General features: G+C 76.6%; 16 protein-coding genes. 8 read left to right on the forward strand and 8 right to left on the reverse strand.

Translation table 11 applies throughout. From position 1 onward, the window contains the following. Positions 1-16 precede the first annotated feature (16 nt). The gene (locus ACIBPC_RS10515) at positions 17-487 is read right to left on the reverse strand and encodes a helix-turn-helix domain-containing protein (RefSeq protein WP_398842753.1); all 471 of its coding nucleotides are present in this window, start codon (positions 485-487) and stop codon (positions 17-19) included. A gap of 67 nt (positions 488-554) precedes the next feature. Between ACIBPC_RS10515 and ACIBPC_RS10520 the strand changes: the two genes are divergently transcribed. From ACIBPC_RS10520 to ACIBPC_RS10530, 3 genes are all read left to right on the forward strand, one after another. Further along, positions 555-1,754 (forward strand): MFS transporter, encoded by a 1,200-nt coding sequence (locus ACIBPC_RS10520; protein WP_398842755.1) that lies wholly within the window; start codon positions 555-557, stop codon positions 1,752-1,754. 117 nt (positions 1,755-1,871) lie between these two features. Further along, positions 1,872-2,039, forward strand: coding sequence for a hypothetical protein (locus ACIBPC_RS10525; RefSeq protein WP_362960996.1), 168 nt, complete (start codon positions 1,872-1,874; stop codon positions 2,037-2,039). A gap of 116 nt (positions 2,040-2,155) precedes the next feature. Then, complete coding sequence (locus ACIBPC_RS10530; RefSeq protein WP_362960993.1) at positions 2,156-2,938, forward strand: VOC family protein; 783 nt, start codon at positions 2,156-2,158, stop codon at positions 2,936-2,938. Positions 2,939-2,954: 16 nt separating this feature from the next. Here ACIBPC_RS10530 and ACIBPC_RS10535 read toward each other — a convergent pair whose 3' ends face one another. Continuing rightward, positions 2,955-4,040, reverse strand: coding sequence for a saccharopine dehydrogenase NADP-binding domain-containing protein (locus ACIBPC_RS10535; protein WP_398842758.1), 1,086 nt, complete (start codon positions 4,038-4,040; stop codon positions 2,955-2,957). A 106-nt stretch (positions 4,041-4,146) separates the two neighbouring features. On the opposite strand from ACIBPC_RS10535, the gene ACIBPC_RS10540 reads away from it, so the two are divergent. Next, positions 4,147-5,118 (forward strand): AraC family transcriptional regulator, encoded by a 972-nt coding sequence (locus ACIBPC_RS10540; protein WP_398842760.1) that lies wholly within the window; start codon positions 4,147-4,149, stop codon positions 5,116-5,118. On the opposite strand, the gene ACIBPC_RS10545 is transcribed toward ACIBPC_RS10540, so the two are convergent. After that, positions 5,069-5,647, reverse strand: coding sequence for a TetR/AcrR family transcriptional regulator (locus tag ACIBPC_RS10545; RefSeq protein WP_362960984.1), 579 nt, complete (start codon positions 5,645-5,647; stop codon positions 5,069-5,071). The two genes, ACIBPC_RS10540 and ACIBPC_RS10545, sit on opposite strands and share 50 nt — an antisense overlap. 102 nt (positions 5,648-5,749) lie before the next feature. On the opposite strand from ACIBPC_RS10545, the gene ACIBPC_RS10550 reads away from it, so the two are divergent. Further along, positions 5,750-6,631, forward strand: coding sequence for an NAD(P)-dependent oxidoreductase (locus tag ACIBPC_RS10550; protein WP_398842762.1), 882 nt, complete (start codon positions 5,750-5,752; stop codon positions 6,629-6,631). A 9-nt stretch (positions 6,632-6,640) separates the two neighbouring features. Here the strand turns inward: ACIBPC_RS10550 and ACIBPC_RS10555 are convergent, their stop codons facing one another. Beyond that, entirely contained in the window at positions 6,641-8,122 is a 1,482-nt protein-coding gene (locus tag ACIBPC_RS10555) for an FG-GAP repeat domain-containing protein (protein ID WP_398842765.1), read from the reverse strand. A 212-nt stretch (positions 8,123-8,334) separates the two neighbouring features. Between ACIBPC_RS10555 and ACIBPC_RS10560 the strand changes: the two genes are divergently transcribed. Continuing rightward, a complete protein-coding gene (locus ACIBPC_RS10560; protein ID WP_398842767.1) occupies positions 8,335-9,195 on the forward strand; it encodes a fumarylacetoacetate hydrolase family protein in 861 nt (286 codons plus the stop codon). Between the two features lie 100 nt (positions 9,196-9,295). Beyond that, positions 9,296-9,571, forward strand: a complete 276-nt coding sequence (locus ACIBPC_RS10565; protein ID WP_398842770.1) for a hypothetical protein — start codon at positions 9,296-9,298, stop codon at positions 9,569-9,571. Here the strand turns inward: ACIBPC_RS10565 and ACIBPC_RS10570 are convergent. Then, on the reverse strand, positions 9,562-10,563 hold the full coding sequence (locus ACIBPC_RS10570) for a helix-turn-helix transcriptional regulator (RefSeq protein WP_398842772.1): 1,002 nt from the start codon (positions 10,561-10,563) through the stop codon (positions 9,562-9,564). The two genes, ACIBPC_RS10565 and ACIBPC_RS10570, sit on opposite strands and share 10 nt — an antisense overlap. A 151-nt stretch (positions 10,564-10,714) precedes the next feature. On the opposite strand from ACIBPC_RS10570, the gene ACIBPC_RS10575 reads away from it, so the two are divergent. Beyond that, entirely contained in the window at positions 10,715-11,152 is a 438-nt protein-coding gene (locus ACIBPC_RS10575; RefSeq protein ID WP_398842774.1) for a VOC family protein, read from the forward strand. 33 nt (positions 11,153-11,185) lie between these two features. Here the strand turns inward: ACIBPC_RS10575 and ACIBPC_RS10580 are convergent, their stop codons facing one another. The 3 genes from ACIBPC_RS10580 to ACIBPC_RS10590 form a co-directional block, all read right to left on the reverse strand. Next, on the reverse strand, positions 11,186-11,710 hold the full coding sequence (locus ACIBPC_RS10580; protein ID WP_398842777.1) for an AAA family ATPase: 525 nt from the start codon (positions 11,708-11,710) through the stop codon (positions 11,186-11,188). A 63-nt stretch (positions 11,711-11,773) separates the two neighbouring features. Further along, positions 11,774-12,646 carry a phosphatidylinositol-specific phospholipase C/glycerophosphodiester phosphodiesterase family protein gene (locus ACIBPC_RS10585; protein ID WP_362961197.1) on the reverse strand — a complete coding sequence of 291 codons (873 nt, stop codon included), beginning with the start codon at positions 12,644-12,646 and terminating at the stop codon, positions 11,774-11,776. A 163-nt stretch (positions 12,647-12,809) separates the two neighbouring features. Further along, positions 12,810-13,619 (reverse strand): alpha/beta fold hydrolase, encoded by an 810-nt coding sequence (locus ACIBPC_RS10590; RefSeq protein WP_398842779.1) that lies wholly within the window; start codon positions 13,617-13,619, stop codon positions 12,810-12,812. Between the last annotated feature and the right edge of the window lie 2 nt (positions 13,620-13,621).

The following is a 13,621-nucleotide window of genomic DNA, read 5'->3' on the forward strand; positions in this document are numbered from 1 at the left end:
GTACACCTCCCGGCCGTCAGGGCGCCGGGCGGCGGGCGAGGAGCAGCAGGTCGAGGAGCCGGTCGAGGTCGCGCGCGGTGGCGTCCGCGCCGGTGAGGGCGCTCAGCCCGCGCAGCGCCGCCGCCAGCCCGTCCGTCACCTCCGCCGCGGACGTACGGCCGTCCGCCGCCAGCAGCGCGGCGACCTCGCGGGCCCGCGCCGAACGGGCGAGCGCGGCGGCCGCGTCGTCGTCCGCCGGTCCTGGCTCCGCCGTGTCCGCCGCCGCGGGGGCCAGTTCGACCGTCAGCCGTGTGTCGAGCGCCGTGGCCAGCCGGTCGAGCGCGGCGAGGGTGGGGTTCCCGCGCCCGTTCTCCAGGTTGGCGATGTACGGCACGGAGAGACCGGCGTCCACGGCGACGGCCGCGATGGTCCGCCCCATCTCCTTCCGCCGCGCCCGCAGCACACGCCCGAGGCGCGCCCCGTTCCCGTCCAGGGTGATCAGCTCCATGACGTCGATGATTATTCTGCTAAAACACTCTTGCGGCGAAGTTTTCTGTAGGAATACTCTCGCCCGGGTGAAGCACTCCCCGCTGCGCCATCCTGCCTTCCGCCTCCTCTGGACCGCCAACACGGCCTCCGGCGCCGGGGCCTGGCTCCTCGTGGTCGCCGTCCCCTTCCAGGCGTACGAGCTGACCGGCTCGGCGACCGCGACCGGCCTCGCCCTCGTCGTCGAATCCCTCCCCGCCCTCGTCGCCGGGCCCTGGATCGGCTCCCTCCTCGACCGCGCCGACCTGGCCCGCGCCATGGCCGCCGCCGACCTGGCGGCCATGGCGTCCGTCGCCCTGCTGTTCCTGGCCGACGGGCCGGAACGCCTGTGGCTGCTCTACGCGGCCGTCCTGGGGGAGAGCCTCGCCGCGACGGTGCTGCGCCCGGCGGGCCGCGCCCTCGTCCCCGCCGTCACCGGCCGCGACGCCGACGCCCTCGCCGCCGCGAACTCCCTGCTCGCCGGCACCGCGGGCCTCCTCCGGCTGGCGGCTCCCCCGTTCGGCGCACTCCTCCTCGCCGGGCCAGGACTCCCCGCCGTCGCCGCCCTCGCCCTCGGCGGATACGCGCTGTCGGCGGCCGCGCTCGCCGCCGTACGCCTGCCCCGCGCCGCCCGTACGCCGCCCGCGCCCGGCCCGTCCGGCGGACTCCGCGCGGGACTGCGCGAGGTGGCCCGCAACCCGGCGCTGCGCGGACCGCTCGCCCTCACCACCGCGTTCCTCACCGCCAACGCCGCCCTCACCGCCCTCCTCGTCCCCTTCACCGTCACCCGTCTGGGCGCCCCCGGGCACGCGCTCGGCCACCTCCTCTCCGGACTCGGCGCCGGTTTCCTCCTGGGCGCGGCCCTCAGCCGCCCCCTGATCGCCCGCCTCGGCACCGCGCGGGCGATCGCGGTGGCACGGCTGGGCCTGTGCCCGGCGTACGTCGCCCTCGCCGCTGCCCACAACCTCCCCCAGGGCGTCGCGGCGACTTTCCTGATCGGCATACCGGGCAGCGTGCTGCTGATCGCGGTCGACACCCACGTGCAGCGCACGGCCCCGCCCGCCATGCTCGCCCGCGTCCTCGCGCTCTTCCTGGCCGCCGACGCCCTGGCGGCGATCGGCGGCGGACTCGCCGGACCCGCCCTGAGCGCGTCCCTCGGACCGGCGGGCGCGGTGAGCGCCGTGGTGTGCTGCGTGTGCGCCGTCGGTGTCGTGGGCTTGCGGCGGGGGCGCGGTGGAACGGGGGTGTGACGGGGTATCTGTCTCCTCAGTCGCCGTGCTTCCCGGCGCGGCGGCCCCGGCCGGCCGGAGGGGGCAGTCTCCGTGTATCCAGAAGGCGCAGGCGCCGGGACGCGCGACGTCCCGGACATGACCCGGTTATCCCCGACCCAGCAGATGGGCATCTCCTGCGCACGCTGCGGACGGCGGCTCGGCGCGTCCGGGCGGCGGGCGGGGCGCGTGCGCGACCGGTGGGGGCACGCGTTCGTCCTGTGGGTCTGCTCGCACGGCTGCTTCCTCGGTGGACGCACCAGGTGACACCCCCCGTGACACCCCCCGTGACACCCCCCCGTGACACCGCCCGCGCTGCGTGATCCGGCGCGCGTGGCTAGCGTGGAGGCGAGGAGGGGGGCGCACACGAGGAGGCGTTCCGCATGGCCGACATCCGCGAGGGGCTGCCCTGCTGGGCCGATGTGACGCTGCCGGACGTGGAGGAGGGGAAACGCTTCTACGGCCAGCTCTTCGGCTGGACCTTCGACCGCGCCGCCGACGAGTACGGCGGCTACGCGCAGGCGTGGGCGGGCGGCGCCGCCGCGGCGGCGCTGGCGCCGCAGCTGCCGGGGCAGGGCGCGGTCGCGCCCCCCGCCTGGAACCTCTACCTCGCCTCCGAGGACGTCCCCGCCACCGCCGACCGCGTCCGCGCGGCGGGCGGCGACGTCCTCGTCGAGCCCATGCTGATCGGGGACTTCGGCAGCATGTGCGTCGGCCGCGACCCCGGGGGCGTCGTCTTCGGCGTCTGGGAGCCCGGCACGCACCGGGGCTTCGGCGCGCGCGGCGAGCCCGGCACGTACGCGTGGGCCGAGGTGTACACGCGGGACGGGGCGGCGGCGGACGCGTTCTTCTCGTCCGTCTTCCCCTACGAGACGGTCGCCGTCGAGGGCCCGCCCGCCGTGGACTACGCGCTCTGGCAGCTCGACGGCGGCCCCTGCCTGGGCCGCTACCGCTTCCCGCCGGACGCGCCGGGGGACATCGCGCCGCACGTCGAGGTCTTCTTCGCGGTCGGCGACTGCGACGCGGCGGTGGCGACGGCGCGCGGCCTCGGCGGGCGGCTGATCGACGGGCCGATGGACAGCCCGTACGGGCGCTACGCCGCCGTCGCCGACTCGCAGGGCGCGAACTTCATGGTCATCGACCTGGAGACGACCACGGCGGCGTGACGGCCGGGGCGTGCGCTCAGCGGGCGTCGCCGGCGCGCACGCTCCACCGCACGCCGTGCGGCTCCAGCGCCGCCAGGAAGTCCGCCGGGTCGAAGGCCTGCGACGGCGCGAGCACCCCGGCCGCCGCCGCGCCCGCCACCAGGCGCAGCGCCCCCTCGACGGCGATCACCGCCGTCAGGCCGTAGCCGTCCGGGCCCGTCACCGAGCCCTGCGCGCGCCGCCCGTCCCGGCCGACGGCGTACGCGGCCATCAGCCAGCGCGACGCGCGCCGCGCCGCTGGGTCAGGGCCCTCGGGCAGGGCGGCGACCGCCTCCTCGGTGACCGCCCCGAACAGCGGGACCACCTCCGCGCGCATCACGGCGTCGATCCGGTCCGCCGTGACGTGCCGCGGGACGGTGACGACGCCTGGCAGCGCGAACGGCGCCACCGCCAGGTCGCCCGTCCCCCGCCCGTCCGCCATCTCGGGCACCGGCACCGGCACCGTCGCGCGGTCGGCGCCCGCGTGTCCCGCGCCGTCGCGCCAGGCGCCGTCCGCCCACACGAGCCCGTGCCCGCCGCCCCACAGGCCCCGGTTGGCCAGCGCCGTCCTCGCGGTGCCGCGCGAGACGGCGCCCGGTTCCCGCAGGTCCGCGACCGTCAGCTCCGCCAGGCAGGCGCCGGGCCCGAGTGCCTCGGCGGTGAGGTGGGCGATCAGGTCGCCGGGCCCGCCGTCGTCGGCGAGGGCGGGGACGACGGTGACGCCCGCCCGGCGCGCCGGTTCGCCGAAGGTGTCGAAGACCCGCTTGAGATAGGACTGTTCGCCGTTCGTGTCGACGTAGTGGGCGCGTGCGGCGACGGCGGCCCGCACCACCGGTTCGCCGAACAGCTCGAACGGCGCCACGCAGTTGACCACCGCGGCGCAGTCGTCGAACGCCGCCGCAAGCGCCGCCTGGTCCTCCACGCCGGCACGCCGCACCTCGGCGCCCGGCACCCCTTCGGCGGCCCCGCGCAGCCGCTGCTCGTCGCGGCCCACCAGGACGACCGGGACACCCCGGCGCGCCAGTTCCGCGACCACCAGGCTCCCCGTGAAACCGCTCGCTCCGTACACAGCAATCTTCTCCATGCCCGCCACGCTATGAGCGGCACACGAGGACGCTGAATGCCTCACCGTCCCCGCATCATGCCCGTCCGTCCCGCACCAGGGCCGAACGCGGGACTACAGTCGGCGCATGGACGTGCTGAGCGACGCCGTCACCGCCATGCGCACCGGACGGCCCCACTCCTCCCGCACCCGCTGGAACGCGCCCTGGGGCGTCCGCTTCGCCCCCTTCGCGGGCGCCGGATTCCACGTCGTCCTCCAGGGCTCCTGCTGGGTGCTCCCGCAGCGCGGCGAACCCGTCCTGCTGCGCGTCGGCGACATCGCGCTGCTCCCGCACGGCACCGGCCACGGACTCGCCGACGACCCCGCGACGCCGCTGCGCGAGGCCGGCAACCCCGGTTCCCTCCCACCGGCCCCGCCCCCCGACGGCGCTCCCGGCGCCACCGTCCTCCTGTGCGGCGCCTACCTGCTCGACCAGGACCGGCGGCACCCGCTGCTCGCCGAACTCCCCGAGACCGTGCACCTCTCCTCCCGCGTGGGGGCCCACCCCGAACTGCGCGCCGTCATCGACCTCCTGGGCGCCGAGCTGAACCGCCCCCGCGAGGGCAGCGGCGCCGTCGTCCCCGCGCTCCTGGACGCGCTGCTGCTGTACGCGCTGCGCGCCTGGCACGACGAACTGCGCCTCGAACACCCGGGTCCCGGGGGCTGGGCCGCCGCGCTGCACGACCCGGCCGTCGGCGCCGCCCTCCGCGCCATGCACCAGGACCCGGGCCGCGCCTGGACCGTGCGGTCCCTGGCCGCCGCCGCGGGCCTGTCGCGCTCGCCGTTCGCCCGCCGCTTCACGGCGCTCGTCGGGAGCCCGCCGCTGGCCTACCTCACCTGGTGGCGCATGACGACGGCGGCGGGCCTGCTGCGCGCCGACGACCGACCTGTCCAGCGGGTGGCCGAACGGGTCGGCTACGTCTCGGAGTTCGCCTTCGCCAAGGCGTTCAAGCGCGCGTACGGCGTCGCGCCGGGCCGCTACCGGCGCGTGCGGGAGCCGGGCGACGGGCCTACGCCGCGTACGCGCGCAGCAGACGGGCCAGGTGGCGGCCCGCCGTGAGCAGCGGTTCCTCGCTGCGGCGGACCTGGGCCGTGACCTCGGCGCCCTCCAGGGTGCCGACGACGGTGGTCGCGAGGTCCCGCGCGTCGTCCGCCGCGAAGCCGGAGCGCAGCAGCCTGTCCGCGACCAGGTCCTCCCAGCCGCGCAGGGCGTCGGCGCACGCGCGCTGGATCTCCGAGTCGGTGCCGAGCGTCTCCAGGGCGGCGGCGGTCACCGGGCAGCCGTCCGTCCAGCCGGACGCGCGCAGCTCGGCCGCGAGCCGCCGGGCGCAGGCCGCCACCGCGTCCGCCGGGTCGTCGTGGCCGTCGAGTCCGGCGCGCAGCAGGGCGGCGAAGTCGGCGGCGCCGTGGCGGATGGCGGCGACGGCGACGGCCTCCTTGCCGCCCGGGAAGAAGTGGTACACGGAGCCGAGGGTGGCCCGTGCCTCCCCGGCGATCTGCTTGATGCCCGTGCCGACGTAGCCCTGCCGCTGGAGGAGGCGGGCGGCGGCCACGACGATGCGCTCGCGGGTGGTGGTCGTCGTCTCCATGGGGGCAGCCTACGCCTCTGGTTAGAGCGTTCGTTCCAGAGCCGTGCTACGGTCGCCCCAGCGCTGGATAGAACGCTCGTTTTAGAGAGAGGCGACCACTCCATGAGCACCCCCGCCCCCGCACCCGTCACCGTCATCGGCCTCGGGCCCATGGGCCGCGCCATGGCCGCGGCCTTCCTCGACCGCGGCCACCCCGTCACCGTCTGGAACCGCACCCCCTCCCGCGCCGACGACCTGGTCGCACGGGGCGCTCGCCTCGCCCCCGGCGTCGCGGAGGCCCTGGCGGCGAACGAGGTGGTGATCCTCAGCCTCACCGACCAGGCGGCCGTACGGGACGTCCTCGCGCCCGCCGCCGACGCCCTCGCCGGGCGCGTCCTGGTCGACCTCACCTCCGCCACCCCCGAGGAGGCCCGCGCCACCGCGCGCTGGGCGGCCGAACAGGGCGCCGCGCGGCTGACCGGCGGCGTCACCGTGCCGCCGTCCGGGATAGGGCAGCCCGAATCGTCCACCTTCTACAGCGGCCCGCGCGCCGCGTTCGACCGGCACCGGCCGCTCCTCGAGGTCGTCACCGGCGTGGCCGACCACCGCGGCGAGGACCCCGGCCTCGCCGCGCTGTACTACCAGCTCGGCATGACCATGTTCTGGACCGTCATGCTCGGCTACTGGCAGGCCGTCGCCCTCGCGCAGGCCAACGGCCTCACCGCCGCCGACATCCTGGACCACGCCACCGACACGGCCGCGTCCCTCTCCGGCTTCCTCCCCTTCTACGCCGCGCGCATCGACAAGGGGGAGCACCAGGGCGACGTGGACCGCCTCGCCATGGGCACGGCCAGCGTCGAGCACGTCCTCCACACCCACGCCGACGCGGGCGTGGACACGGCCCTGCCGCGGGCGGTCGCCGACCTCTTCCGGCGCGGCATGGCGGCCGGGCACGCGGACGACAGCTTCTCGTCCCTGGTCGCACTGATGCGCAAGGGGGAGTGAGGGCGCGCGTCAGGGCGCGATGACCTCGCCGAGCCCCGGCCCGTCCGCCGTGAAGCCGGTCAGCGCGCCCGCGCACACGCCGAACGCCCCGGTCACCGTGATGCCGGACGCGCTGCCCGCGGCGTGCCAGGAGCAGCCCTCCGCGTTCTCGCCCGGCACGCCGACGGTCAGGTCCGCGCGGCCGTCCCCGTCGTGGTCGGCGAGGCGGACGCGCTGCCCGAAGAGGTCCCAGTACTCGGCGGCGCCGCTGACACCCGCCGTGTTCTGGTGCACGGCGCGCGCCCCGGCGCCCGTCAGCCCGGACGCCGACCCGCGCAGCAGCACCACGCCGCCCGCCTCCTCGGCCGCGCCGATGTCCTCGCCGGGCACGCCCACCACCACGTCGTCCCGCCCGTCACCGTCGGTGTCACCCACGCCGAGCGACGTGCCGAACGCGTCGCCCAGCTCGCCCGAGCCCGGGATGCCGCCGGAGCCCTGCCGCAGCCGCGCCGGGGCGCGCGCCGGGTCGATGCCGCCGCGCGCGCCGTACCAGACGGTGACCTCGCCGCCGATCTGCCCGGTGGTCTTGCCGTCGAGCGGGTCGGCCGGGTCGCCGAGGACGAGGTCGCCATAGCCGTCGCCGTTCACGTCGCCGATGACGCCGGTGACGCCGTCGGCGGCGGCGAGGGTCGTCCGGACGGCCGCGCCGCCCCGCCAGTCGTCCACGAGGACGGGACCCCCGGGGTCGGCGGCGGTGGGCCCCGGCAGCAGCACGCGTTCGTCGGCGCCGTCGCCGTCGAGGTCGCCGCTGACGACGGCCACGCCCGCGCCGGTCGCGCCGAGCGCGCTGTCCACGGCGTGCGCCGCCGCGCTCCCCGCGCGGGTGAACGGGCCGCGGAAGTGGTGCGTCGAGCAGCGCGAGCCGACGGTGACGTCCGGCGCGCCGTCGCCGTTCACGTCGCCGGTGCCGAGGGTCTCGCCGAACGCGCAGCTCCCGGCCGGGACGGTGCTCTCCGCCAGCACCGTGCCCCCGCTCAGCCCGCCGCGCCCGCCCCACACGACGGTGACGCCGCCCCGTTCGGCGACGCCGCCGACCGCCTCGGTGGGCGAGCCGACGACGAGGTCGGCGTACCCGTCGCGGTCCAGGTCGGCGCTCGCCGTCGCCGCGCCGAAGCGGTCGGCCGTCTCCGCCGCGCCCGGGATCCCCGCGCTCGCCTGCGAGACGACGGTGGAACGCGCGGCGGACAGCCCGTTCGCCGAGCCGTAGAGCACGACGACGGCGCCCGCGCCCGCCTGCCCGTTCACCGTGGCCAGCGGGTGGGAGACGACGACGTCCGGGTAGCCGTCGCCGTTGAAGTCGTCGTGCGCCGCCGGGGCGGCGGCGGACGCGGGGGCGGCGGTGAGGAGCGGCGCCAGGCACGCCCCCAGCGCCACGGCCAGCGCGAGGGCGCCGCGCCCGGACGCGGGACGGCGGCCTCCTCGTTCACCTGACGGCAGTTCAACTCTCGTCACAGCGCCCTCCGTTCACTCGTCGGTCACCCACCGATCGTACGGATGTGCGCCCGGCCGCGCGGGCGGACACTTGAGCCGGTCCCCGCGGGTGGGAAAGAGTGCTGCCGTACGACATGACCATCCGACCGGCGGCGGAGCGCGGAACGCCGCCCACCGGTCGGCAAGCAATCGACAGGTGATCGCGGACGATCACCTGAGCGGGGAGTCACAGCATGCGCCTCATGCGCGTCGGCGAACCCGGTGACGAGCGGCCGGTCATCGCCGCCTCGGCCATCGGCCCCTGGTACGACCTGCGGCCCGTCACCGCCGACATCGACGGCCGCTTCCTGGCCGCCCTCGCCGAGGACCCGGCCCTCCTGCCCGCCGACCCCGCGTCGGCGCTGCCCGGGACCGACATCGCCGGGCTGCGCGTCGGCCCGCCCGTCACCCGCCCGTCCGCCGTCCTGTGCATCGGGCAGAACTACGTGGCGCACGCCCGCGAGTCCGGCGCCGAGCCGCCCGAGCGCCCGATCCTCTTCCACAAGTCGCCCAACACCGTCGTCGGCCCCTACGACGACGTCCTCATACCGCGCGGCTCCCGCAAGACCGACTGGGAGGTGGAACTGGCCGTCGTCATCGGCCGCCGCGCCCGCTACCTGGAGTCGCCCGCCGACGCGCGGGCGCACATCGCGGGCTACACGATCAGCAACGACGTGTCGGAGCGCGCGTTCCAGCTGGAGGAGTCCGGCGGGCAGTGGTCGAAGGGCAAGTGCTGCGAGACGTTCAACCCGCTCGGGCCCGTCCTCGTGACGGCCGACGAGGTGCCCGACCCGCAGGCGCTGCGGCTGCGCTCGTGGGTGAACGGCGAGGCGCGGCAGGACTCGTCCACCGCGGACATGATCTTCGGCGTCGCGCAGCTGGTGCACGAGCTGTCGCAGTACCTCGTGCTGGAGCCGGGCGACATCGTGAACACCGGTACGCCCGAGGGTGTCGCGCTCTCCGGGCGCTTCCCCTACCTGGCGGCGGGTGACGTCATGGAGACGGAGATCGAGGGCATCGGCAGGCAGCAGTGCGTGCTGCGCGCCGCGCCGTAACTCGTACGGGTGATCGGCGTCCCGGGTGGCCCGCCGCGCGGGGCGGCCGGCGGGCCCGGGGCGCCCGCCGGCGCACGGGGCCGCCGGTAGGTTGGCGGCCATGGCGACGCCTCCTGTGATCCGCGTCCGTTTCGAGGGCGGTCCCCGCGACGGCCGGACGATCGACCTGGTCATCACCGACCGCGCGCCGCTGATGCTGGCCGCGAGAGCCGAGCCCGACGGACGCCACGCGCCCGGCCTGTACGAACTGCGCGCCACCCGCGGCGGCGGCACCCGTTACACCTGGATCGACGAACTGCCCGTCCGCACCCCCGCGCGGCCGCCCGCCAGGGAGACGGTCTCCGCGACGGGCGTGGGCATGGGCCGTCACCCCTGATCCACGGCCTCCCCGGACTCCTCGGCTTCCCCCGCCATCGCCGCCACCCGCCGCGCCAGCCGCGCGGCGGCCTCCCGCAGCTCCGGCGGCTCCAGCACCTCCGCCGCGAAACCCAGGCCCGCCACCCGTGCGGCCAGCCAGTCCAGATCGCCGGTCCCCACGACGAGCACGCACGACGCGTCGCCCTCCTCCTCCACGCGCCCCACCTGCGGCGGCACCAGGTCCCGCACCCGCCGCGCGTCGGCCCGCACCCGTACCCGCGCCACGTACCGGTACGGCGCCTCCGCGACCGCCCGCCCCACGTACGCCACCGGGTCCGGGTGTTCCCGCGGCGTGAAACGCCATGTCGTCGCCGCTACGTCGCGCATCCTGTCCAGCCGGAACGTGCGCCACGCGTCCCGGTCCACGTCGTACGCCATCAGATACCAGCGCCTGCCCGTGGTGACCATCCGCACCGGCTCCACCGTGCGCTCCTGCTCCGCCCCGTCCCGCCCCGCGTACCCGAACCGCACCCGTACGGTGTCGCGGCATGCACGCGCCAGCGTGACCAGCAGTTCCCCGTCGATCTCCAGCCCGGGCCCGACCAGCGTCTCCGTCGCGTCGTGCACCGCCCGCACCTCCGCGCGCAGCCTGGGCGGCAGCACCTGGTCGAGCTTCGCCAGCGCCCGCAGCGCGGCCTCGCCCGCACCCGTGACGGTGCCCCCGGCCGCCAGCCGCAGGGACACCGCCGTGGCGACGGCCTCCCCGTCGTCCAGCAGCAGGGGCGGCAGCCGGGTGCCCGCGCCGAGGCGGTAGCCGCCACCGACACCCGCCGTGGCGTGCACGGGATAGCCGAGCGCGCGGAGCCGTTCGACGTCGCGGCGCACCGAGCGGTCGGTGACGCCCAGCTCGGCGGCGATCTCGGCGGCGGTCCACGCGGTCCTGCGCTGGAGCAGCCCCAGCAGCCGCAGCACGCGTTCGGTCGTCGTCTCCACGGTCGTCACGCCGCCCATCCTCCCACCGGATCACGGACCGGAGCTGTCCGCTATCCACGGCAGGCTGTGCCCATGACCGGCGGGACCCGGCAGCCGCGCACCGACTGGCGGCGCCCGGCCCCCGCGTCCACCGTGGGATGACCCGCACCGCGACAGGAGAACGAGCGACATGGCACGCGACATCCAGATCACCTTCGACTGCGCCGACCCGGCCGCCCTCGCGGACTTCTGGGCCGACGCGCTCGGCTACCGCCTCCAGTCCCCGCCCGGGAACTTCCCGACGTGGGACGCGGCGCTGGAGGCGATGGGCGTGCCCCCCGAACGCCGCAACGACGCCTCCGCCCTCTCCGACCCCGACGGCAACGGCCCCCGCCTGTTCTTCCAGCGGGTCCCCGAGGGCAAGCGGGCCAAGAACCGCGTGCACCTCGACGTACGGGCCGCCCCCGGCCTGACCGGCGACGAGCGCATGGCGGCCCTGGAGGCGGAGGCCGAACGGCTCGTGGCCCGCGGCGCCACCCGCGTGGAGCGCCACGAGCCCGACCCGCCGCTCGGCACCGGCCACCTCGTGATGACCGACCCCGAGGGCAACGAGTTCTGCCTCGACTGACCGCCCCGACTGACCTGCCCGACCGGCCGCCCGTCAGCCCTTGACGGCCTCCGCGATCCGCTGGGCGGCCTCGGCGGGTGTGAGGTGCGTGGTGTCGACGACCTCGGCCGCCGCGTGCAGCCACGTGCGGGCGGCCTCGGCGTAGGGCGCGAGGTACTGGAGGCGGAACGGGGAGTCGGGGCCGATCACGGTGTCGCCCGCGATGCGCCCGCGCAGGGTGTCCTGGTCGGCGTGCAGGACGAAGTGCCGGACGGGGATGGCGTGCTGGGCGAGCCCCGCGCTGATCTCACGCCAGTACTCCTCGACCAGGACCGTCATGGGCACCACCAGGGTGCCGCCGGTGTAGTCGAGGACGCGCCGGGCGGTCTCGACCACGAGCGGCCGCCACGGCGGCCAGTGCTGGAAGTTGTCCGTCGCGGGCAGCCCCGGCGTGATGTCCATCAGCGTCTCGCCGACCTTCTCGGCGTCGAACACCCGTGCATCGGGGATCAGCCGCTGCACGAGCGCACTGGTCGTCGTCTTGCCCGCGCCGTGCGTGCCGTTCAGCCATACGATCATGCGACCGAACGGTAGCGCGCGGCGGACGAGTGGCACCGCCCCGCCCGCCGCCCCCGGCCTGGCTCAGGCGCCGCCGCCCCGCGCGCGGAGGAACGCGGCGAGGCCGGGCAGGTCGTCCGTGTTGAGGTGGTCCACCCCGGCCGCGAGCAGCTCGGACCACACCGCGTCGCGCGCCGGGCCCGGCACGTCGGGCGTCGCCCAGAAGCGGACGCGCTGCCCGGCCGCGTGCGCGGCGCCCACGTACCGGTGGAGCACGTCGCGCTGGGCGGCCGGGAACGGGCCGGTGCCGAGCCAGGTGAACAGGCTCGTCCAGTTCGCGCTGATCAGCGGGACGAACGACGCGGGCGCGCCGCTGCCCAGGTCCTCGGGCCGCCCGTCGTAGAACGCGTACCGCACCCGTTCCGCCTCCATCGGCGCCCGCGCCGCCCGGTCACCGGAGATCACGGCGGTGACGGCGCGCGTGTGCACCCGGCCGGGCGTCGCCGAGCTGAACACCGACCGGTACGGGCGCAGCCGCCGCGACAGCTCGCGGTACGTCGCGTCGCCCGGCGTCTTGATGTCGACCAGCAGCTGGAAGTCCTGGCCGAAGCCCCGGTGCACCGCGCCCCGGTTGGCGCGGACGCGGGCGAGCAGCGGGTCGAGGTAGAGCGCTTCGAGGGTGCGCGCCGGGTCGAGGTCCACGGCGTCGTGGGCGACGAGGAGCTGCCCGTCCACCAGCCAGATGTCCGCCTCGACGCTGCCGAAGCCGTGGTCGAGTGCGTCGAGGAGGGGCCGCGGGTGCTCGTAGTCGTTGTGGGCGTGGGCCTGCGGGAGCGGCGCCGGGGGCCGGGGGCGGCCGTGCGCGGCGGCCGGCTGCGCCGTACCGGCGGCGAGCGCGCCCGCGGCGGCGGTGGCCGCCACGGCGCCGAGCGCCCGGCGGCGGGACAGGCGGGACAGCGGGGAAGTGAGGGTCGGGGGGACGTACGCCACGGTGCCTCCAGGGACGGCATGGACGGGTGCGGCCATCCGTGAGTATCGGGGCGCCCGTCCGGCGTGACGAGGGGCCCGGCCGAACGTTCTCCGCGCCGTCACCCGGTGTCCACCGCCGCCGCGCCCCCGTTCAGCCCCCGGCCTCGGACCCGGCGGCGAACGCGGCGATCCGCTCGCCCCACGTGCGGATGTCACCGGCGTCCGCCGATATGTGCAGCCGCGCGTCGGGCAGCAGCTCGGCGAGCTGCTCGGCGGTGGACACCGGGTGCACCGGGTCGTCGGTCCAGGCCAGGACCAGCGTCGGCACCCCCACGGCGGCCAGCGCCTCGTGCGGCGGCAGGTCGGAGCGCGCGGCGCCGCGCAGCAGGGCGGGCAGCACGTCCGGCTGGACGCCGAGCGCCGCGGGCGGGTAGCCGGGCGCCCCGGCGAGCGACGCCGGTACGGGCGCCGCCGCGAACGCCGTGTCGAACGCCGCCGCCCCCCGCTCGTCCACGAGCTGCGCCGCCGTCCGGTACACGTCCGCGCGCGCCGGGCGCGTGCCCCAGGCGGTCGGCGGGACGAGCAGCACCAGCCGGTCGAACCGCCCCGGCGCTTTCACGGCGGCCGTCAGCACGGCGGCGCAGCCGAGCGAGGCGCCGACGGCGGTGAACTGCCGCCCCGGGCTGAGGTGGCCCGCCAGCTCCAGCAGGTCCTGCGCGACGGTCTGGTAGGTGTAGTCGGACGCCTCGGGCCGCCCGGCGGACGCGCCGTGGCCGCGCGCGTCGTAGCGGACGAAGCGGTGTCCCGGCAGCCGCCGCACGGGGTCCCAGCTGAAGAGATCCATCGCGTCGTCGACGGCGCGGCTCATCAGCATGCCGTGCGCCTGGAGGATCAGCGGGCCCTCGCCGACCGCTTCCCACGCCAGCTCGATACCGTCCGAAAGAGTGAATCTCGTCGTCATGG

This window comes from Streptomyces sp. NPDC049879 (assembly GCF_044461265.1).
Classification (GTDB): Bacteria; Actinomycetota; Actinomycetes; order Streptomycetales; family Streptomycetaceae; genus Streptomyces.

Coding starts and splice junctions, on each gene's coding strand:
- ACIBPC_RS10570 (WP_398842772.1), bottom strand. CDS start 10,563: ATGGGCGGCGTGACGACCGTGGAGACGACGACCGAACGCGTGCTGCGG.
- ACIBPC_RS10550 (WP_398842762.1), top strand. CDS start 5,750: ATGAGCACCCCCGCCCCCGCACCCGTCACCGTCATCGGCCTCGGGCCC.
- ACIBPC_RS10560 (WP_398842767.1), top strand. CDS start 8,335: ATGCGCCTCATGCGCGTCGGCGAACCCGGTGACGAGCGGCCGGTCATC.
- ACIBPC_RS10545 (WP_362960984.1), bottom strand. CDS start 5,647: ATGGAGACGACGACCACCACCCGCGAGCGCATCGTCGTGGCCGCCGCC.
- ACIBPC_RS10515 (WP_398842753.1), bottom strand. CDS start 487: ATGGAGCTGATCACCCTGGACGGGAACGGGGCGCGCCTCGGGCGTGTG.
- ACIBPC_RS10580 (WP_398842777.1), bottom strand. CDS start 11,710: ATGATCGTATGGCTGAACGGCACGCACGGCGCGGGCAAGACGACGACC.
- ACIBPC_RS10575 (WP_398842774.1), top strand. CDS start 10,715: ATGGCACGCGACATCCAGATCACCTTCGACTGCGCCGACCCGGCCGCC.
- ACIBPC_RS10540 (WP_398842760.1), top strand. CDS start 4,147: ATGGACGTGCTGAGCGACGCCGTCACCGCCATGCGCACCGGACGGCCC.
- ACIBPC_RS10530 (WP_362960993.1), top strand. CDS start 2,156: ATGGCCGACATCCGCGAGGGGCTGCCCTGCTGGGCCGATGTGACGCTG.
- ACIBPC_RS10565 (WP_398842770.1), top strand. CDS start 9,296: ATGGCGACGCCTCCTGTGATCCGCGTCCGTTTCGAGGGCGGTCCCCGC.
- ACIBPC_RS10590 (WP_398842779.1), bottom strand. CDS start 13,619: ATGACGACGAGATTCACTCTTTCGGACGGTATCGAGCTGGCGTGGGAA.
- ACIBPC_RS10525 (WP_362960996.1), top strand. CDS start 1,872: ATGACCCGGTTATCCCCGACCCAGCAGATGGGCATCTCCTGCGCACGC.
- ACIBPC_RS10535 (WP_398842758.1), bottom strand. CDS start 4,040: ATGGAGAAGATTGCTGTGTACGGAGCGAGCGGTTTCACGGGGAGCCTG.